Source organism: Methylobacterium sp. (assembly GCF_019745455.1).
In the GTDB taxonomy this organism is placed as follows: Bacteria; Pseudomonadota; Alphaproteobacteria; order Rhizobiales; family Beijerinckiaceae; genus Methylobacterium.
Window position 1 is genome coordinate 14,763 of record NZ_JAIETD010000141.1, and the last position, 17,774, is coordinate 32,536.

The window sequence follows — 17,774 nt, forward strand, 5'->3', positions numbered from 1 at the left end:
CAACGTCCCTCCCTTCACGAGGAAATTCCGATGCCGCAGTCCACCGCCAACCTCGCGCTCCCGCTGATCGCAGCGGCGCAGGCCTCCAAGCACGTCACCCACAACGAGGCGCTGACTGCGCTCGACACCATCGTGCAGCTCGCCTGCCTCGACAAAGACTTGAGTTCTCCGCCCGCGGCGCCTCGCGAAGGCGACCGCTACCTCGTCGCCACGCAGGAACCGACGGGCGCCTGGTCCGGCCTCAGCGGCGAGATCGCGCTCTACCAGGATGGGCATTGGATCGGCTTTCCGCCGCAACCCGGCTGGCTTGCCTGGATCATCGACGAGAGCGAACTCTATATCTTCACGGCCGCTGGCTGGGAGCTCTTCCGGTCGACCATCAAGAGCCTGCAGAGCCTTGCCCTGCTCGGCGTCAACACGACCGCGGACGGGACGAACCGCCTCGCGGTGAAGGCGGATGCCGCGCTCTTCACCTGGGACGACATGACCCCCGGCTCCGGCGACATGCGCCTGACGCTGAACCGGCGTTCGGCAACCGAGGAGGCGGCCCTCGTCCTGCAGAGCGGCTACCAGACCCGCGGGCTGTTCGGGCTCCTCCCCGGCGACCTCGTCGGCCTCAAGGTCAGTACGGACGGCACGAGCTACGCCCAGGGTTTTTGCGTACATCCGGCGACGGGCTGCTTCGGGCTCGGCCTGACCGAAACTCCGACGGCCGGCCTCCACCTCACGACCCGTCGGTCCGGCACGGGCGCGGTCCCCCAGGATCTGCAGGTCGACAGCTTCGGCGGCGACGCTGCGGCGGCGGTTCGGCCGGCCGTCTCCTTCGTCGCGCGTGTCGCGCGCGGGACGCCGGCGGCACCGTCGGCGGTGAAGGCCCTCGATCGCTTCTTCGGCTTCTTCGGATCGGGGCGGCGAGCGGACGGTGCCTACTCGGCCGATGTCGTGGCCTTCAATGGTTTCGCGGAGGAGGACTTCACCGCGACCGGCAACGGAACCGGCATCGACTTCCTGACGACGCCGATCGGCGCCGCCGCGCCCCGATCCGTGGCGAAGTTCCGCGCCAACGGCGCCCTCGAACTCCAGCCGCAGGCCGAAGCGCCCGCCGTCGGTGCGGCGGGGCAGATCGTGTTCGACTCGACCACGGGCGCCTTCCGTGGCCACGACGGGACGCGATGGCGGCGCCTCACCCACATCCCATGCTTCTCCGCCGCGACGAACTTCGACAACTACCTCCCGCCCGGAGACTGGACCCGAATCCAGTTCAATACGGCCGAATCCAACGATCAGGGAGCCTTCGCGGCCGATACCGCCCGTTTCACGGCCATCGAAGCGGGGCTGCATGCCTTCAGCGCGAACCTGCTCTACCGGCGCAACGGCACCAGCGCGCCGAACGCTCTCGAAGCACAGTTCTATCGAAATGGCTCACCCGCCGGCCGCGGCCGTGCCGCACTAACGGGGAACCTTGTAGACGGGGTTTCCTGCCTCGGGCTCAGCGCCATGCTGAAGCTTGCGGCCGGCGACACGGTCGAGGTTGTCGCCCGGTTCTCCGGCGCGGACGGCTACGTCGCGGCGGCGGATTCGGTGTTTGCCGGTCGGCAGTCGGCGTAGACGGCCCGAGAGGCGATCATCCGGACGGGAATGGTTCCGGCGGACGCCTTGAGACCGGGCAACCAGGGCGCGCGATCTCTCCTCGGTTCAGAACACCATCCGCTCCACCAGCCACCAGGTCGAGCCGACGATAATCGCGCACCAGGCGACGGTCACGACCGCCCCGAAACAGAGCCCCACCGCGATGAGCCGGTCCTTCCATGGGCTCGCGTCCCGCTTCGAACCAGCCTCTGTCCCGTTCCGCGCCATCGCTCAGCAACCTCTCCTTGTTTCCCGCCCATCGAGCAAGTCGTGCGCCCGCGCCCGATCAGGGTAGCGGCCGCCATCCTTCCGCTTTCCAGGAGATCGTCATGGACTTCACCTCCATCGGACGCGCCGTCCTCATCGCCCGTGAGGGGCGCCGGCTCTCCGCCTACCGGGACTCTGTCGGAATCTGGACGATCGGGATCGGCCATACCAGCGCTGCCGGACCGCCGGAGGTCACGCCGGGCCTGCGCCTGAGCGCCGCCGACTGCGATGCCATCTTCCGCCGGGACGTCGCCCGCTACGCCGAGACCGTCCGGGGCGCCGTGCCGGCGGACCTGCCCGACCATGCCTTCGATGCCCTCGTCTCCCTCTGCTTCAACATTGGCCAGCCGGCCTTCCTGCGCTCCACGATCGTCGAACGCCTCAAGTGCGGGGACCGCGACGGGGCTGCCGCTGCGATCCTGATGTGGAACCGGCCCTCGGAGGTGATCCCGAGGCGCCAGGCCGAGTTCGACCAGTTCGTTACCCCCTATTCCGTCGCCATGCCCGGCGCGCGCCGGGGAGAAGTGCCGGTCAGCGTGGCGCCGCGCCGCTCAGCCCCGGGACGGCGGTCGATTCCCCGCAGCCCCTCGTCCATCCCGACATGGCGCCCGCCTGCGACCGCCGCTCCGCCAGGCTTGTGGCGCCGGCTCGTCGAACGGCTGCGGGGCATGGTCGCCTGACGGAATGCTCGACCTCGTATCCGACGTCCCGAACCCCGAAGGATCCCGTCATGTTCCGCAATCCGCCGGCGGCCTCTCTCGCCACCTTCGTCCTCGCCACCTTCGTCCTCGCCGCTTCCTCGGACGCCGCGCATGCGGCCGATGCAGCGGCCAGCCTGATCCTGCCATGGGGCGATACCATCATCGCGCTGGCGCAGACCGCCACGAGCCTGCTGCTTCCTCTGGCGATCGCCGGTGCGACCGCGGCGATGGCTCAGATCGCCGGGCCGCTCCGCATCCTCATCACCTCTGCCCTGGTCGAGCGCCTGGTGCGGAATGCGGCGGACTACGCCGTCAATGCGGTGGCCGGCGCCGTTCGCGGCCAGACCCTCGAAGTGCCGATCGCCTCTCAGGTGATCGCCCGGGCAGTCCAGCGGGGCATCGATCAGGCGCCGGGCTGGCTCATGTCGGCAGCAGGCGGACCGGCCGGGCTCGCGGACAAGGTGTTCCGCAGCCTGCCCCTCGCTCCTGCCGCCACCGCCGCCAACACCCTGGCGCCGGCCCTGATCGATGCCTTGGCGCCTCGAACACGTGCCGGGCGCAGCTTACCATGATGCACATCGAGAGGCCGGCATGGACAAGATCGCCGTCGGCAAGCTCGCCCTGGAGGCGGCTCGGCTTCTCTTCTCGGACGGCGGCGCAGGCTGGGTGGTCGCCGTCCTCCTCGGCCTCGCCTGCTGGCAGCTGCACCGAGAGGCTCAGCGGGCTCAGGAAGCCCGCATCGGCGAAACCGGCGTGACGGCCACCGCGTTGGAGCGGGCCTCCCAGACCAACGCCGCCGTCGCCGCCGCCCTGGAGAGCCGCAGCCGGGTCATCGAGGAGCTGTCGCGGCTCGTCGGCGAGATCGCCCGCGGCATCGATCGGAACGACGAGCGCGCCCGCGCGCGCTTCGACGAGATCCTGCGCCGGATCGCCGAGTTGAAGGCCCGCGACCGCACGTGAGTCCCACTCTTTCCCGAAAAAGGAATCGCCTCATGTTCAAGACCGTTGTCATCGGCCGGCGCCCAGGTTCCGTACGTCACCGCCGCCGTCTTGCCGCGCTTCGGCTTTCTGCCGCCCATCAGCGCTTCGAACGGTCCATCGCAATGTTGCGCTGCGCCGCCCTCGATCAGGTCGACAAGCAGGTCTTGGTGAGCATCGCCCTTCGCATCGCAGCCGACCGCCTCGCCTCCCGTGCCGGAGTTTGACGGCAGCCATGCAACCCGGGACGTTGGAAGACAGGTCGAGCGACCGATATTCAGGGCGCATTCAGTGCAGGAGAGGCATAGCCTCTAACATGCGTTACGTCCTCGCCCTGTTGTTCGCCGGCCTGACTGTCGCGGTACTCGCGACGGAGACCGGCGGCACTCTGGCCGAGGAAGCGGCCGCCCCCGGCGTGGGTATCGTCTCGACGCAGGCGATCCCGCGCAACGAGGCGTGCCTGAGCCCTGCCGACCTGCGCGAGGCCCTCGCCGAAAAGCGGGTAATCGAGCCGGTGGCCGCGATTCGCGCGGCCCGACAGGTCATCCCGCGAGCTGAAATTCAACGCGCGCGGCTGTGCAAGCACGAGGACGGCCTGGTTTACCTGCTCACGGCCTTGCGCCGGGACGGACAGTTCGTCCACGTGATGATCGATGCGACGACGGGGCAACTTACCGGACGGTGAGGATCGCCCCCGCGACGGTTCTGGAACCAGGAGGGCTGAAGAGGTGAGATTGCTCGTCGTCGAGGACGATCGCGATATCAACCGTCAGGTTGTGAGCGCGCTCGAGGAAGCCGGCTACGTCGCCGACAAGGCCTTCGATGGCGAGGAGGGCGGCTATCTCGGCGAGAACGAGCCCTACGATGCCATCATCCTCGACATGGGCCTGCCCAAGGCGGACGGCGTCAGCGTTCTGCAGAAATGGCGCAGGGCCGGGATCAAAACACCGGTCATCATCCTGACCGCGCGCGACCGATGGTCAGACAAGGTCGACGGCTTCGATGCCGGCGCCGACGACTACGTCACCAAGCCCTTCCACATGGAGGAGCTGATGGCCCGCGTGCGTGCCCTCCTGCGCCGGGCGGCGGGCCACGCCACCAGCCAGATCGCCTGCGGACCGGTGACCCTCGATACCCGGTCAGGCCGGGTCTTCGTCGACGGCAACCCGGTCAAGCTCACGAGTCACGAATACCGCCTGCTCTCCTACCTGATGCACCATACCGGCCGCGTGGTCTCCCGTGCCGAGCTGACCGAGCATCTCTACGACCAGGATTTCGACCGCGACTCGAATACCATCGAGGTCTTCGTCGGGCGCCTCAGGAAGAAGCTCGCTGTTGACCTGATCCAGACCGTGCGCGGCCTCGGCTATCTCGTGGACCCGAACCAGCCGGTGGCGCGGGGGTGAGGCCTCAGTTGCTTTGGCCGATTTCCGTCATGGCGAAATCATCGCCTTTGAAGAGTAGCGGGACGCCGTGGATTTCTGCCATGGCGTAGGCAAAGCAGTCGCCCATATTGAGCCGGGCCGGGTGCCCCGTTCCTTTCCCGTATCGTTCGAAGGCGGCGAGCGCCCTCTCCCCTGCGACGGGAGGGATAGGGACGAGGCGCATCCCAGTGGTTTGGAGGAAGGCCGAGATGTCCGCCTGGATCACCGCGAGTGGGCGGTGCAGCTTTCTGCGGATAGCAACTGTTGCTTCGTAGACCGCGAGAGGTGAGGTGAACGCATCGTCGGCCGCTTCCAGTCGGTCGGTGAGGCTTTGACCTTCCGGCTCACCTGTAAGCACCGCGACGAGGGCGGACGCATCGACGAACATCAGTCGCCGCTAAGCTCGTCGTAGAACGCCTTGTCAGCTTCGAGGCCGGTAGATGGCGATTCCGCAATGCGATCTCGAAGCGGCTTTAGCCGCTCCCACAGACTGAGCTTCTCGTCCTCGCGCCTCAATTCGTTGCCGACGGCGAGCTTGACGGCCTCCGTCAGCGGGATGCGCTTGCGCTTTGCGAGCGTGCGCACGAGACGATCGGTCTCCTCGTCGCGGATATGAAGGGCCATGCTCGATCTCTCCGGGCTTCGATGTAGATAGCGCGGAACGACCATCTACACCATCGTCGGCAAGCGGCCCGCCCATGAGAAACGAGACGGCCATGCTCTCCTTCCCGTCCTGGCTGCCCATGCGCCGCCGCTCGATCGCGGTGCGTCTCGCGGTGTCGGCGCTTCTGGCGAGCTCCGCCATCCTGCTCATCGCTGCCTGGATCCTGACGACGCTGTACCGCGAGAACACCGAGCGTGCCTTCGACAGCCGCCTCCTCGTCTACGCCAACAATCTCGCCACCGACCTCGTCTCGCCGAGCGATCCCGAGAGCCGGTCCTTCACGCTCAGCGACCCGCGTTTCGATCTGCCGCTCTCGGGCTGGTACTGGCAGATCGGGAGGCCGGACGCGAAGCCGCGCGACCTGCGCACCTCGCGCTCCCTCGTCGGATTGCCGCTGAAAGCCGCCGGGCGGCCGGACTCGACCGCCGGGGTCGGCCAGATTCGCCAGGGCTACGGGCGCGCCCAGGATGACAGGGCCCTTCGCATCATCGAGCGCGACGTCGATCTCGGCGAGGAGGGCCGTTACACCGTGCGGGTCGCCGGCCCCGCCGACGAAATCGAGAACGATGTCGGGCGTTTCCGGAACTCGCTCTTCATCACCTTCGGCCTTCTCGGCCTCTTCCTCGCGCTGACGACGCTGCTGCAGATCCGCTTCGGCCTCTCGCCGTTGGCCAAGCTCCGCAATGCGCTCGGCGCAATCCGCAGAGGCGAGTCCGACCGCATCACCGGCGAGTATCCGCGCGACATCGCTCCTCTCGCAGGCGAAGTGAACCTGCTGATCGAGACCAATCGCGAAATCCTCGAGCGCGCCCGTACCCAGGTCGGCAATCTCGCCCATGCCCTGAAGACCCCGCTCTCGATCATCGTCAACGAGGTCGGATCGAGCGAGGCCCCCGACGACCTCGCCGCCAAGATCCGCGAGCAGGCCGCCGTGATGCGCGATCAGGTCAATTACCACCTCGACCGGGCGCGGGCGGCGGCGCTCGCCGGCACGCTCGGCACATCGACCGAGGTCGAACCCGCCTTAGCTGGCTTGGTGCGCACTTTCGGCAAAATATACCGCGACAAGGACATCGCCTACGAGGTCAGCGTGCCGCCGGGCCTGCGCTTTCGCGGGGAGCGCCAGGATTTCGAGGAGATGGTCGGCAACCTCGTCGACAACGCCTCGAAATGGGCGAATGGCCGGGTCTCGATCAGGGCCGAAGCGGTGGATCAGGACAATTATCCCCATCTCCTTGTGGCGGTGGAGGATGATGGGCCGGGGCTTCCGCCCGAGGGCCGCAAGGCCGTGCTCGGCCGGGGCCAGCGCCTCGACGAGACGAAACCCGGCTCCGGCCTCGGCCTCTCCATCGTGGCCGACCTCGCCGCACTCTATCGCGGCCGCTTCCGCCTGGAGGAAGCCGCCATCGGGGGCTTGCGGGCGGTGATCGAAGTCCCCGGTGACGCGCCGGCCGGAACCAGTCATGCCTGACAACGTCGATCTGCCGTTTCGCGGCTTCAGAAGCCTTGTTCGCCCTTGCGTGACACCGTGTCACCGCGCATCGACGTCGTTCCCTCGTGTCAGTGTCTTTAACATGCGCAGGTTGGCGTTCGGGGTACGATGACGGCGATCTGGTTCATTCTGGCGTTCATGACGGGGCTCGCCGTGTTCAGCCTGCTCTGGCCGATGTCTCGCCGGACCGCCTCCGCAGGGCAGGGTCCCGACGAGAGTGCCCTGGCCACCGAGACGGGTTTCTACGAGGACCAGCTCCGGGAAATCGAGCGCGACCTCGGACGTGGGCTGATCGCCCCGGTCGAGGCCGAGGCCGCGCGTACCGAGGCGGCGCGGCGGCTCCTGCGGGCCAACCGCGAGGGCGGCCCCAAAGCTGCGGGCGGGATGGCCGAGCCGACCCTGCGCCAGCGCCGGGCCGCATCCGCGTTCGCTTTGTCGACCATTCCCCTCGTCGCGCTGATCGCCTACGGGATCTACGGCTCGCCCCACCTGCCAGCGCAGACCTCTGCCGAACGCGAGGCCGGCCGCACCGGCGACCAGGATCTCCTCAAGGCGGTCGGGCAGATCGAGGCGCGGCTCGCGAACGATCCCAAGGACGGCCGCGGCTGGCAGGTCCTCGCCCCGGTCTACATGCGGATGGCGCGATTCGACGACGCGGTCCGCGCCTACGAGATGGCCAACCGCATCCTCGGCGAGACCCCCGAGCGCCTCTCGGATCTCGGCGAGGCGATGGTGGCGGCCGGCAACGGGGCGATAACGCCGGAGGCGAAGGCCGTGTTCGAGCGGGCCGTCGCCCTCGATGCATCAGCCGCAAAGCCACGATTCTATCTCGCCCGCTCGGCCGAACTCTCCGGAGACATCCCCGGCGCGATCGAGCGCCTGAACAAGATGGTGGAGGGCGCGCCTGCCGACGCACCTTGGCTGCCCTTGATCCGCGAGAGCCTGGCGCGACTGAAAGGGGAGCCGGCCACATCCGCCCCGATGGGCCGCGAAGACGCGGCGGCCGATCCTTCGGGCATGCCGCCCGAAGCCCGCGACGCCGCGATTCGCGGCATGGTCGACGGCCTCGACCAGCGGCTGGCGGCCAAGGGCGGCACGGCCGAGGACTGGATACGCCTCCTTCGCTCGTATGGCGTCCTCGGCGAGCGCTCCAAGGCCGCAGCGGCCCTGGAGCGCGCCCGCAAGGCTCTCGCTCAGGACAAGGACGGCATGGCTCGTATCGAAATCCTCGCCGGCGAGATGGGCCTGAATGCCGGCGCTTCTCCTTCCAAGCCACAGCCGAAGAGCGAACCCGCCCAAGGCGCGGCCGCGCCCAATCAGGGGTCTGTCAGCACCGCCGACACCGAAGCCGCGGTCGCCGCGGTGAAGGCCATGCCGGCCGCGGAGCGCGATGCCGCCATCCGCGGCATGGTGGCAAGCCTCGACCGGCGCCTCGCTTCCAAGGGAGGGACGCTCGACGAGTGGTTGCGCCTTGTCCGCTCCTACTCAGCCCTCGGCGAGCGCAAGCTCGCGGTCCAGGCCCTCGACCGGGCGCGGATGGCCCAGAGCCCGAATCAGGGAGCGGTGCAGCGGCTCGACCTCCTCGCCAAGGAGCTCGATCTGCATGGGTCGGAGCCGCGGCAGGATGGCGGGCCCCCGCGGCAAGGCACCACCCCCTGACAATCGGTCCCGCCCTAAGGCCTTGACCCCCGCCTGCCAGCGGCCGACATCGTTGTCATGTTAAAAGGCCGAGCCTTGCTGCGGGACACGCCATCCGTGGGAAGCCCGGTAGCTGAGCCACAACACGGGACGGATACGTGACCCGCAAGAGCCGCCGCCTCATCATGATCGCCGTCTGCGGGGGCGTGCTCGCTCTCGCCGTCGGTCTGATCCTGTCGGCGATGAGCGGCTCGATCGTGTTCTTCCGGTCACCCTCCGAGGTTGCGCAGCAGGGTGTCGCGGCGGGAACGCGCTTCCGCCTTGGCGGACTTGTCCAGGACGGATCCCTGAAACGCGGTCCCGACCAGACCGTCGATTTCGCCGTGACCGACACCAATGCCACCGTGGCCGTCCAATATCGCGGCCTTCTTCCAGACCTTTTCCGCGAGGGCCAAGGCGTCGTCGCCGAGGGCACCTTGGGACCGGGCGGGATCTTCAAAGCGGACACGGTGCTCGCCAAGCACGACGAATCCTACATGCCCCGGGAAGTCGCCGACGCACTGAAGGCACAGGGTCGCTGGCAGGAAGGCGGCAAGGGCGGTGTCAAACCCAACCCGAAGACCGTGTCCGCCGGCACGCCGGTCTCTCCCGACGCGGCGACGCTCGGACCGCGCAGCGAGCGATGATGCGCACCCTGAAACCGAAGGACAGTCATCCTTGCTGATCGAGGTCGGCCATTTCGCGCTGTCGCTGGCCCTGGCGCTCTCCCTCGTGCAGATCGTGATTCCGATCTGGGCGGCCCGATCGGGTGATTCCGCCATGCGCGCCGTCGCGACGCCGGCGGCGCTCGGCGCATTCGGCTGCATACTTTTCTCTTTTGCAGCCCTCACCTACGCCCACGCGACCTCGGACTTCTCGGTCCAGAACGTCGTCGAGAACTCGCACACGACGAAGCCCTTCATCTACAAGATCTCCGGGGTCTGGGGGAACCACGAGGGCTCGATGCTGCTCTGGGTGCTCATCCTGGCCTTGTTCGGCGCCCTCGTCGCCGTCGCCAAGGATTCGGTGCCGGCCGTGCTGCGGGCCAATACCCTGGCCGTCCAGGGGCTGATCACTTTCGTCTTCGTTCTGTTCATCATCACGACCTCGAACCCGTTCAACCGCGTCAACCCGGCTCCGCTCGAGGGCAACGATCTCAATCCGCTCCTGCAGGATTTCGGTCTCGCAGTGCATCCGCCGCTGCTCTATGTCGGCTATGTCGGCTTCTCGATCACCTTCGCCTTCGCCATCGCGGCGCTGATCGAGGGACGCATTGATGCGGTCTGGGCGCGGGCGGTGCGGCCGTGGACGCTGACTGCCTGGAGTTTCCTGACCCTCGGCATCGCGATGGGATCGTACTGGGCTTATTACGAGCTCGGTTGGGGCGGTTGGTGGTTCTGGGACCCGGTCGAGAACGCCTCGCTGATGCCCTGGCTCGCCGGAACCGCGCTCCTGCACTCCACCGTAGTGATGGAGAAGCGCGACGCCCTGAAAGTCTGGACGGTGCTGCTCGCCATCCTGACCTTCTCGCTATCGCTGCTCGGCACCTTCATCGTGCGCTCGGGCGTGCTGACGTCGGTTCACACCTTCGCCACCGACCCGACTCGCGGCGTGTTCATCTTAGGCATCCTGGTACTGTTCGTTGGTGGCTCGTTCTCGTTGTTCGCTTGGCGCGCGCCATTGCTTCGCCAGGGTGGCCTCTTCGCCCCGATCTCGCGCGAGGGAGCTTTGGTGATGAACAACCTGTTCCTCGCCGCCGGCTGCGCCACAGTATTCGTGGGCACGCTCTACCCGTTGCTACTCGAATCGCTGACGGGCGAGAAGATCTCGGTGGGGCCTCCCTTCTTCAACTACACCTTCGTGCCGATCGCGATCCCACTCCTCTTGATCGTCCCCTTCGGCCAGACCCTCGCCTGGAAGCGCGGCGACGTGCATGCCGCTTCCCAGCGGCTGTTCGCGGCCTTGGGCTTCGCGCTGGTTATCGGGCTCATCGCCATGGCGATGACTTGGGGCGGACCGGCGATGGCCCCGATCGGTATCGGTCTCGGCGCCTACCTGCTCATCGGCGCGGGGCTGGAGATCGTCTCGCGGGCGCGGGGCTACGGCAACAGCAGGTCCTCGAAGCCGGCCGTCATCCTGCGCCGCGCCGCCGGCCTGCCGCGATCCGCCTGGGGCACGGCCTTCGCCCATGCTGGCGTCGGAATCGTGGTGCTGGGCATCGCCGCCCAAGGCTGGGCCACCGAAGGCCTCGCGGTGATCAAGCCGGGCCAGTCCGTGGCGAGCGGTCCCTACTCGGCGACCCTCGACCGGGTCGGCCCGCGTTCAGGCGAGAATTACGAGGAGACCACCGGCTTCCTGACCATCCGGACGACGGGCGGCGACTATGTCGGTACGGTCGAGACCGGAAAGCGCTTCTATCCAAGCCGCCGCATGACGGTGACCGAGTCCGGGCTGATGACGATCGGCGTCAGCCAGGTCTATGCCAGCATCGGCGAGGTCATGCCTGACGGCAGCATCGGCCTACGCCTCTACTACAAGCCGCTCGTGCTTCTGATCTGGCTCGGCGCCGTGCTGATGGCGCTTGGCGGCGCTGTTTCCATCACCGACCGGCGCATGCGGGTCGGCGCACCGGCCCGGGCGAAGTCGAAGCCCCTGCCGCCCTCTGCGGTGCCGGCGGAATGACGGCCCGCCGGCTCGCCTGTGGCGCCCTGGCGCTGAGTCTCCTGACGACAAGCGCCCTCGCGGTGCAGCCGGACGAAGTCCTGAGCGATCCGAAGCTCGAATTGCGCGCCAGGGATATCTCCTCGGGCCTGCGATGCCTCGTCTGCCAGAACCAGTCGATCGACGATTCCGATGCGCCGCTCGCCAAGGACCTGCGTCTCATCGTGCGCGAGCGCCTCAAGGCCGGAGACGACGACCGACAGGTGCAGGATTACGTGGTCGGCCGCTACGGCGAATACGTGCTGCTGCGGCCGGTCCTCGCCTTGCACACGCTGCTCCTCTGGCTGACCCCGATTGCCGTACTCGGGCTCGGCGCATTCGGTATTTGGCGTCTTGCGAGAAACCGAAAGTCGACGGCGCCGCAACGTCTGACCGCCGCCGAGGAAGCCGAGATCGCAGCCCTCACTCGGCGGGATTGATCCACTGTCCGTTCCGTAACGCATATCTTGGATATATCTTGCGTAAGCTATGCGTTTTGTGCCGTATCGCATTGCAATAAGCCCATCTTCGCAACGCACCATTTTCCCGCCATTGAGCGATCTCCCGGTGCAACCGGCTCCCGTTTGGGCACTCCCGGCGGCAGTAACAGCACAGGCTGATGATCATGCGCGCACTTTTCACGTCTCTCGCCGCTTCCGCACTCCTCCTAGCGGCCGGCTCGGTTTCGGCCGCCGAGCTCCAGGCCAGCCAATCGAACTCGATCGACCTCGGTAGCTTCCGCGGTTCCGCCTATTACACTGTGGAGAAGGGCGGCTACCGGGTCGTCGCGACCCTCGCCTCGGTCAATTCCGGCTCCGACACCCCGCAGGTGATACGGATGGTGACCACCCTCAACGCCGACCAGACCGTGCATCTCTCCGTGCCGGGAGCTCTCGGAGCAGACGGCCGCGAGGCAACGGTCGCCTTCTCCCGTCGCGGCGACCGGGTCGAAGTCGCCTCCGCCGAGGTTGGAAGCTACTGAAGCCTTCTTCCTGCAAGCCGTTGATCGTAGCCTGCCCGCGTGAGCGGGCAGGCTCTTTTCATTTTGATAGACGCCCGCTCCATGGCGCCTCGCTTTTGCCCCAGTGAAACCCGACGACGGGCGGCAATCGTCGGGGGCTCGGCCGCGTTGACGATGTGTTAACCATGATCCGCGAGCGTCTGGAGCAAGATGATGCCGCATGCTCCGTGTCTCCACCGCCTCGCCCTCGCCGCTGTGTCGACCCTCGGTCTGACAGGGGCGGCCCTGGCTCATCCTCATGTCTGGATCATCTCGAAGGTCCAGATCGCCTACGGGTCGGGCGGCAAGGTCGAGGGTATCCGTCACGCCTGGACCTTCGACAAATCATACTCCGCCTTCGTGACCCAGGGCCTCGACGCCAACGGCGACGGCAAGCTGACGCCCGAAGAACTCGTGGCCCTTGCGGCCGAGAACACCGCCAACCTCGCCGAGTTCGGCTACTTCACGAAGCTCAAGGTCGGCGGGAAGGACCAGGCCTTCGTCGATCCCGTCGAGCCGCGTATGGCGCTGGAGGAGGGTGCGCTCACCTTGAGCTTCCTTCTGCCCCTCAAGAATCCCATCGTTCAGGGGAAAGGCGTCGCCGCCCTCGAGGTCTACGATCCCACCTACTTCGTCTCCTTCAGCTTGTCGGATGCCGCCGACGTCGCGACGCTGAAGGCGGCACCGACGGGCTGCGCCGTCACCGTCACGCGTTCGAAGTCCGATCCGGCTCCAACCCCGCAAGCGAACGCGGCTAAGCCCGGTCTGTCGGAATCGTTTTTCGAGGCCCTGACTAACGCCTCGACCTACGGCGCCCAGTTTGCCAACCGGATCCTCGTCGCATGTCCGTGAGCGCGGCGCCCCTGCCGTCGCTCGGGAGCCGCACGGGGTCGCGCCTATTCGTCGCCGCCACCGCGATTCTGCTCGCCGGGCTGCTTCTGGCTGGCTTGTCGCTGCTCCTCGCATCGCCGGCGCAGCCGCCCGCCCGTTCGCCTTTCGGCATCGGATTTCGAGAGGCGGCACCGGCTGCCACGGGGTTCGGCGGTTGGATCCTTTCCCTGCAATCGAGCTTCTCGCGCAGCCTTCAGGCAGCGGTCTCGGCGATCAAGTCCGGGGGCGGCTACGGCCCGATGCTGCTCCTCGGCTTCGCCTACGGCGTTTTCCACGCCGCCGGACCGGGACATGGCAAGGCCGTCATCGCCGGCTACCTGCTGGCGGGAGAGCGCGCCTTGGCTCGGGGCTTCTCCCTGAGCCTCGCCGCGGCCCTGCTCCAGGCGCTGGTGGCGATCGCCATCGTCGGGATTGGAACTCTGCTCGTCGGCGCCACGGCGGCGTCGATGACCCGTGCCGGAACCGCGATCGAGACGGTGAGCTTTGCCCTCGTAGCCCTCGTCGGGTTAGCGATGACGTGGCGCAAAGCCGGTCGCTTCGCCTCCATGTTTGGGGAGGATGAGACCACCTGCGGGCCAGGATGCGGCCATGTCCACTTCAACCACGGGTCCGCCATCGAGAGACTCGACGGCTGGCCGGCGCGAATCGGGATCGTCCTCGCCGCGGGCTCGCGCCCTTGTGCCGGCGCGGTCCTCATCCTCGTCTTCTCAACCTCACAGGGCATGCTCCCCGTCGGCATCGCTGCGACCTTCGCCATGGCGCTCGGCACCGCGCTCACCACCGGCGCGCTGGCGAGCATCGCGGTCTTCGCCAAGGTCCTGGCGCTGCGACTCGCGAGCGGGCGTGCGAGGCGCGGAGCCTTGGCGGTCGCCGGGCTCGAGGTCCTGGCCGGCGCCTTCGTCCTCGTCATTGGTATCGCGATGCTCGCCGGACCCGCCGCCGCTGTCGGAGGATAGGAAGGCCAGCCCGGATACATCCATCGGCCTGTTTCTCTGAATAGACAGAAGATGCGACGGAAACGTTCGTAACGGCTTCTCCTTCCACTGGGGATCGTGATCGGCCCTCGCTCAGCTCGGCCATTGACTTAGCCTTGCCGGCCCTGCCTGCTGCCTCTCCTGATTCCGACCACGCTATGCTGCCTGTCGCTTGGAATGACGACGCCTTCTCTTGATCTCGGGCACCTGCTGGCCGCAAACGCCTTCTTCGCCGGCCTTGGGCCAGAAGCGCTTTCTGCCATTGCGGCGCTTTGCATCACGCGTCGGCTAGACGCGGGACAGACACTGTTTCTCAAGGGCGATCCGGCGGATGCGCTCTACGCGATCAGGCGCGGGCAGGTTCGTATCGCCACCGACACGGTGGATGGCCAGCGCATGACCCTCAACCTGCTCGGCGCCGGAGATGTTTTCGGTGAGGTGGCGCTCCTCGATGGGCAGCCGCGTACGGCCGCCGCGATCGCGAGCGAACCAACGGATCTCTTTGTCGTCCTACGGCGTGATCTCCTCGCCCTCATGGCACGCGAACCCAGCGTGGCAGTCCAGGTGATCGAGCTGCTCTGCGCCCGTATTCGCTGGATGAGTAACCAGGCCGAGGATGCGGCCTTTCTGCCTCTCGTCCAGCGTCTCGTGCGGCGTCTCCTCGGTCTCGCGACCGATTATGGCAATGAGATCGAGATTTCGCAGGAGGATCTCGCGATGTTCGTCGGTGCCACACGTGAGAGCGTCAACCGTCACCTGCAGGTGTGGAAACGAGCAGGCATCGTAGCGATCGGCCGGGGGCGGATAACTCTCCTCGATACACGGAGATTGGCACGCATCGGTATTTCTAATGAGGGTGCGTGATGGATACCCTTGCGAAGCGCGCGGCCGTGAAACAACACTAGCGCCGAAGCGTAACCGGCTGCGTCGTGACGGCCGTCTCTTGGGGGGTGTCGTCATGCGAGCGGATCAGCGGTTCGAATGGCCCGGCTTCAGATGCTTGGCCATTTTAATTGTTAGTGCTGTGTGCATGGCGCTGTCTTGTGCGCAGGCCTACGCCGAGGGTTGTATCAGCACGACTTACACCGACCCGCCGCGTGTGGTGCTCGAATGCTCCGGCGGCGTGCGCTTAACGGCCGAGTCGGGTGCGGCGTACCGACTGATGGATCGCAACCGGGACGGGCGGCCTGAGGCAGTCGAACTCAAGGCGAAGGGCCTCCTGATCGAGTATACGACTCGCCCACGGGGCGGCTTCCAAGTACTTACTCCGCATGCAGTCGCCTCCGTGCGCGGCACGACTTGGGGCGTGGACGTGACGCCATCGGGTACTGCAGTCTTCGTGGAGACTGGGCGCGTCGCGGTCGGCAGGGCAAGTGGCGGACAAGCGGTCGTGCTGAAAGCAGGGGACGGTACCGATGTTTCCCCCGGAAACGCCCTCCTTGAGGTCAAGCAATGGGCACCGGCGCGCCGCATGGGGCTGATGGCACGCTTCGGTCGCTGACAGGAGGGCGCCGTGCGCGATGCTAGCCGCGCCCGGGCGATCCTGTCGCTGGCCGGCATCATCCTGTCTTTGGCCTGGAGCAGCGTGTTGGCGTTGCCTCACTTGAGCGGCGGCGCCTCGGCGCTAGACCGGATCGAGGCACCCCTTGCCGATCTTCGCTTTCTCCTCGCAGGACCACGCAAAGCGCCGGAAGATGTGGTGATCGTCGCCATCGATGATGCCACCGTGGCAGGTGCGGGAACCTACCCGTTGCCGAGGCACATCCTTGCGAAGCTGATCCGTAAGCTTTCAGCGGCTCAACCGCGCGCGATCGCGATCGACATCTTGTTCCTCGATCCAGGTGAACCCGAGGCGGATCGCGAACTCGCTGAGGCTCTTGCCTCCAGCCCCTCGGTGATCGCTGTGGCAGCCACCTTCGCGCGGGCCGGCCCAGAACAACGCGCCAGCTCAGGACCTTTCGCAGACTTGCCAGTAGCCGACAGGCTCACGAGACCCATTGCCACCTTTTCGGACGCGACCGGCCTCGGCCTCGTCAACGTCGCCACCGATCATGGTGGCACACCCCGGCACCTGCCTCTCGTCACCGTTGCCGATGGCAACCTTCATTTTGCTCTGTCCCTCGTCGCGACGGGATTTGGCCGTGAACTCGCCTGGGAGCGCGACACCGTCCGGATCGGTCAGGTCGCGACGTCGCTCGATCTCGGAGCTTCACTCGCCCTGCGCTTCTACGGTCCGCAGGGGAGCATCCACACGGTGAGTGGTGACGCTATCCTGAACGGAACTCTCGGGGACAGATTGAAGGACCGCATCGTCGTCGTGGGTGCGACCGCCTTCGGCAACGGCGACACCCTGCCGACGCCCTTCGATCCACTTCTGCCGGGCGTCGAGGTGCTAGCGACCGGCATCGCACATCTCGTCCGAGGCGATGCCCTGACACGAAGCACGACCATCCGCCGGATCGATGTCGCCGTGGCGATGGTTTTACCAGTGTTGATGATCCTCCTGCTCTCGATCAATCGGATCGGACTTGTAATCGCCGGCCTGCTCCTGACAGGCGCTGCTTGCTTGAACGCCGTGTTGTTTGCGCATGGACTATGGTTCGCCCTCGCTCTACCTTTGGCGGCCATCGTTCCACCGATTGCACTCACCTTCAGCAGTCGGATTTGGCTCGAGCGAGCCCTCGGGCGTCAATTCGAGCGAGATCGAAACGCACTCCTGCGGTTTCACCCGCCGTTGATCGCCGATCGGCTGGCACACGATACGAACTACCTTGCGACGCCGCAGGAACAGCGCGCCGCCGTGATCTTTGTTGATCTCTCGGGCTTCACCGGGCTCAGCGAACAGCTCGGACCTTCCCGGACCCAAGGCCTCTTGAAGGAGATGCATGCTCGCGTTGAGGCGGTGGCGGGCGCTCACGACGGCTCGGTGACGAGCTTCATGGGTGACGGTGCCATGATCCTGTTCGGCTTGCCTGACCCGCGGCCAGACGATGGATATCGCGCATTGCAGGCAGCACTTGCCCTCGCCGGGGCGTTGGAAACTTGGCTCGACAGCCAAGGCCTCACCATCGGCCTGCGCATTGGCGCACATGCCGGGCCGGTGGTGGTGTCACGCCTCGGCGGCGCTCATAACCAGCAGATCACTGCGACCGGAGACACTGTAAACGTTGCAAGCCGACTTCTGGAGGTCGCCAAAGCCGAAGGTGTGCGGGTCGTCCTGTCGGCAGATCTGCTATCTGGCCTGCCCGACTCCCTTGATGATATCCGGCTAGGCCCGGTCACGCGCATCGGTATCCGCGGCCGAGAGCAGGGCCTCGACATCCGCTGCATACGATAAATTCAAATTCCTTTGGCTGATGAAACCGCAGCCAGCGTGG

General features: G+C 66.7%; 21 protein-coding genes. 18 read left to right on the forward strand and 3 right to left on the reverse strand.

The genetic code is table 11. The features are described 5' to 3' along the window. The first annotated feature begins 30 nt into the window (after nt 1-30). The gene (locus tag K2Y56_RS23680; protein ID WP_292513700.1) at nt 31-1,608 is read left to right on the forward strand and encodes a DUF2793 domain-containing protein; all 1,578 of its coding nucleotides are present in this window, start codon (nt 31-33) and stop codon (nt 1,606-1,608) included. Between the two features lie 87 nt (nt 1,609-1,695). On the opposite strand, the gene K2Y56_RS23685 is transcribed toward K2Y56_RS23680, so the two are convergent. Next, entirely contained in the window at nt 1,696-1,857 is a 162-nt protein-coding gene (locus K2Y56_RS23685; protein WP_292513703.1) for a hypothetical protein, read from the reverse strand. Between the two features lie 101 nt (nt 1,858-1,958). On the opposite strand from K2Y56_RS23685, the gene K2Y56_RS23690 reads away from it, so the two are divergent. From K2Y56_RS23690 to K2Y56_RS23715, 6 genes are all read left to right on the forward strand, one after another. Then, on the forward strand, nt 1,959-2,576 hold the full coding sequence (locus K2Y56_RS23690; protein WP_292513706.1) for a glycoside hydrolase family protein: 618 nt from the start codon (nt 1,959-1,961) through the stop codon (nt 2,574-2,576). Nucleotides 2,577-2,626: 50 nt separating this feature from the next. Then, complete coding sequence (locus K2Y56_RS23695; RefSeq protein ID WP_292513708.1) at nt 2,627-3,169, forward strand: hypothetical protein; 543 nt, start codon at nt 2,627-2,629, stop codon at nt 3,167-3,169. Between the two features lie 19 nt (nt 3,170-3,188). Further along, complete coding sequence (locus K2Y56_RS23700; RefSeq protein WP_292513710.1) at nt 3,189-3,557, forward strand: hypothetical protein; 369 nt, start codon at nt 3,189-3,191, stop codon at nt 3,555-3,557. 32 nt (nt 3,558-3,589) lie between these two features. Continuing rightward, nucleotides 3,590-3,802 carry a hypothetical protein gene (locus K2Y56_RS23705; protein ID WP_292513713.1) on the forward strand — a complete coding sequence of 71 codons (213 nt, stop codon included), beginning with the start codon at nt 3,590-3,592 and terminating at the stop codon, nt 3,800-3,802. 89 nt (nt 3,803-3,891) lie between these two features. Beyond that, nucleotides 3,892-4,260, forward strand: coding sequence for a hypothetical protein (locus tag K2Y56_RS23710; protein WP_292513715.1), 369 nt, complete (start codon nt 3,892-3,894; stop codon nt 4,258-4,260). A 43-nt stretch (nt 4,261-4,303) separates the two neighbouring features. After that, nucleotides 4,304-4,981, forward strand: a complete 678-nt coding sequence (locus K2Y56_RS23715; RefSeq protein ID WP_292513718.1) for a response regulator transcription factor — start codon at nt 4,304-4,306, stop codon at nt 4,979-4,981. A gap of 4 nt (nt 4,982-4,985) precedes the next feature. Here the strand turns inward: K2Y56_RS23715 and K2Y56_RS23720 are convergent, their stop codons facing one another. Both K2Y56_RS23720 and K2Y56_RS23725 read right to left on the reverse strand, forming a co-directional pair. Beyond that, the gene (locus K2Y56_RS23720; RefSeq protein WP_292513721.1) at nt 4,986-5,387 is read right to left on the reverse strand and encodes a type II toxin-antitoxin system VapC family toxin; all 402 of its coding nucleotides are present in this window, start codon (nt 5,385-5,387) and stop codon (nt 4,986-4,988) included. Continuing rightward, complete coding sequence (locus K2Y56_RS23725; RefSeq protein ID WP_292513724.1) at nt 5,387-5,623, reverse strand: type II toxin-antitoxin system VapB family antitoxin; 237 nt, start codon at nt 5,621-5,623, stop codon at nt 5,387-5,389. Before K2Y56_RS23725 ends, K2Y56_RS23720 begins: the two co-directional genes overlap by 1 nt. A 92-nt stretch (nt 5,624-5,715) precedes the next feature. Between K2Y56_RS23725 and K2Y56_RS23730 the strand changes: the two genes are divergently transcribed. The 11 genes from K2Y56_RS23730 (at nt 5,716) to K2Y56_RS23780 (ending at nt 17,734) form a co-directional block, all read left to right on the forward strand. Next, nucleotides 5,716-7,134 (forward strand): sensor histidine kinase, encoded by a 1,419-nt coding sequence (locus tag K2Y56_RS23730; RefSeq protein WP_292513727.1) that lies wholly within the window; start codon nt 5,716-5,718, stop codon nt 7,132-7,134. Nucleotides 7,135-7,263: 129 nt separating this feature from the next. Further along, nucleotides 7,264-8,814, forward strand: coding sequence for a c-type cytochrome biogenesis protein CcmI (ccmI, locus tag K2Y56_RS23735; protein ID WP_292513729.1), 1,551 nt, complete (start codon nt 7,264-7,266; stop codon nt 8,812-8,814). A gap of 137 nt (nt 8,815-8,951) precedes the next feature. Further along, on the forward strand, nt 8,952-9,479 hold the full coding sequence (ccmE, locus tag K2Y56_RS23740) for a cytochrome c maturation protein CcmE (protein ID WP_292513731.1): 528 nt from the start codon (nt 8,952-8,954) through the stop codon (nt 9,477-9,479). 31 nt (nt 9,480-9,510) lie between these two features. Further along, entirely contained in the window at nt 9,511-11,514 is a 2,004-nt protein-coding gene (locus K2Y56_RS23745) for a heme lyase CcmF/NrfE family subunit (RefSeq protein ID WP_292513734.1), read from the forward strand. Then, a complete protein-coding gene (locus K2Y56_RS23750) occupies nt 11,511-11,972 on the forward strand; it encodes a cytochrome c-type biogenesis protein (protein WP_292513737.1) in 462 nt (153 codons plus the stop codon). Before K2Y56_RS23745 ends, K2Y56_RS23750 begins: the two co-directional genes overlap by 4 nt. A gap of 185 nt (nt 11,973-12,157) precedes the next feature. After that, on the forward strand, nt 12,158-12,514 hold the full coding sequence (locus K2Y56_RS23755) for a hypothetical protein (RefSeq protein ID WP_292513739.1): 357 nt from the start codon (nt 12,158-12,160) through the stop codon (nt 12,512-12,514). 192 nt (nt 12,515-12,706) lie between these two features. Beyond that, nucleotides 12,707-13,384 carry a DUF1007 family protein gene (locus K2Y56_RS23760; protein ID WP_292513759.1) on the forward strand — a complete coding sequence of 226 codons (678 nt, stop codon included), beginning with the start codon at nt 12,707-12,709 and terminating at the stop codon, nt 13,382-13,384. After that, nucleotides 13,375-14,379, forward strand: coding sequence for a nickel transporter (locus tag K2Y56_RS23765; RefSeq protein WP_292513742.1), 1,005 nt, complete (start codon nt 13,375-13,377; stop codon nt 14,377-14,379). Before K2Y56_RS23760 ends, K2Y56_RS23765 begins: the two co-directional genes overlap by 10 nt. A gap of 195 nt (nt 14,380-14,574) precedes the next feature. Then, entirely contained in the window at nt 14,575-15,261 is a 687-nt protein-coding gene (locus K2Y56_RS23770; protein WP_292513745.1) for a Crp/Fnr family transcriptional regulator, read from the forward strand. A gap of 166 nt (nt 15,262-15,427) precedes the next feature. Further along, nucleotides 15,428-15,898, forward strand: coding sequence for a FecR domain-containing protein (locus tag K2Y56_RS23775; RefSeq protein ID WP_292513748.1), 471 nt, complete (start codon nt 15,428-15,430; stop codon nt 15,896-15,898). Between the two features lie 12 nt (nt 15,899-15,910). After that, on the forward strand, nt 15,911-17,734 hold the full coding sequence (locus K2Y56_RS23780) for an adenylate/guanylate cyclase domain-containing protein (protein WP_292513751.1): 1,824 nt from the start codon (nt 15,911-15,913) through the stop codon (nt 17,732-17,734). Nucleotides 17,735-17,774 lie beyond the last annotated feature (40 nt).

What these genes read in the sequence shown, in the direction of transcription:
- K2Y56_RS23680 (WP_292513700.1), top strand. Translation starts at nt 31, where the DNA reads ATGCCGCAGTCCACCGCCAACCTCGCGCTCCCGCTGATCGCAGCGGCG.
- K2Y56_RS23685 (WP_292513703.1), bottom strand. Translation starts at nt 1,857, where the DNA reads ATGGCGCGGAACGGGACAGAGGCTGGTTCGAAGCGGGACGCGAGCCCA.
- K2Y56_RS23690 (WP_292513706.1), top strand. Translation starts at nt 1,959, where the DNA reads ATGGACTTCACCTCCATCGGACGCGCCGTCCTCATCGCCCGTGAGGGG.
- K2Y56_RS23695 (WP_292513708.1), top strand. Translation starts at nt 2,627, where the DNA reads ATGTTCCGCAATCCGCCGGCGGCCTCTCTCGCCACCTTCGTCCTCGCC.
- K2Y56_RS23700 (WP_292513710.1), top strand. Translation starts at nt 3,189, where the DNA reads ATGGACAAGATCGCCGTCGGCAAGCTCGCCCTGGAGGCGGCTCGGCTT.
- K2Y56_RS23705 (WP_292513713.1), top strand. Translation starts at nt 3,590, where the DNA reads ATGTTCAAGACCGTTGTCATCGGCCGGCGCCCAGGTTCCGTACGTCAC.
- K2Y56_RS23710 (WP_292513715.1), top strand. Translation starts at nt 3,892, where the DNA reads ATGCGTTACGTCCTCGCCCTGTTGTTCGCCGGCCTGACTGTCGCGGTA.
- K2Y56_RS23720 (WP_292513721.1), bottom strand. Translation starts at nt 5,387, where the DNA reads ATGTTCGTCGATGCGTCCGCCCTCGTCGCGGTGCTTACAGGTGAGCCG.
- K2Y56_RS23725 (WP_292513724.1), bottom strand. Translation starts at nt 5,623, where the DNA reads ATGGCCCTTCATATCCGCGACGAGGAGACCGATCGTCTCGTGCGCACG.
- K2Y56_RS23730 (WP_292513727.1), top strand. Translation starts at nt 5,716, where the DNA reads ATGCTCTCCTTCCCGTCCTGGCTGCCCATGCGCCGCCGCTCGATCGCG.
- ccmI (WP_292513729.1), top strand. Translation starts at nt 7,264, where the DNA reads ATGACGGCGATCTGGTTCATTCTGGCGTTCATGACGGGGCTCGCCGTG.
- K2Y56_RS23750 (WP_292513737.1), top strand. Translation starts at nt 11,511, where the DNA reads ATGACGGCCCGCCGGCTCGCCTGTGGCGCCCTGGCGCTGAGTCTCCTG.
- K2Y56_RS23755 (WP_292513739.1), top strand. Translation starts at nt 12,158, where the DNA reads ATGCGCGCACTTTTCACGTCTCTCGCCGCTTCCGCACTCCTCCTAGCG.
- K2Y56_RS23760 (WP_292513759.1), top strand. Translation starts at nt 12,707, where the DNA reads ATGCCGCATGCTCCGTGTCTCCACCGCCTCGCCCTCGCCGCTGTGTCG.
- K2Y56_RS23765 (WP_292513742.1), top strand. Translation starts at nt 13,375, where the DNA reads ATGTCCGTGAGCGCGGCGCCCCTGCCGTCGCTCGGGAGCCGCACGGGG.
- K2Y56_RS23770 (WP_292513745.1), top strand. Translation starts at nt 14,575, where the DNA reads ATGACGACGCCTTCTCTTGATCTCGGGCACCTGCTGGCCGCAAACGCC.
- K2Y56_RS23775 (WP_292513748.1), top strand. Translation starts at nt 15,428, where the DNA reads ATGGCGCTGTCTTGTGCGCAGGCCTACGCCGAGGGTTGTATCAGCACG.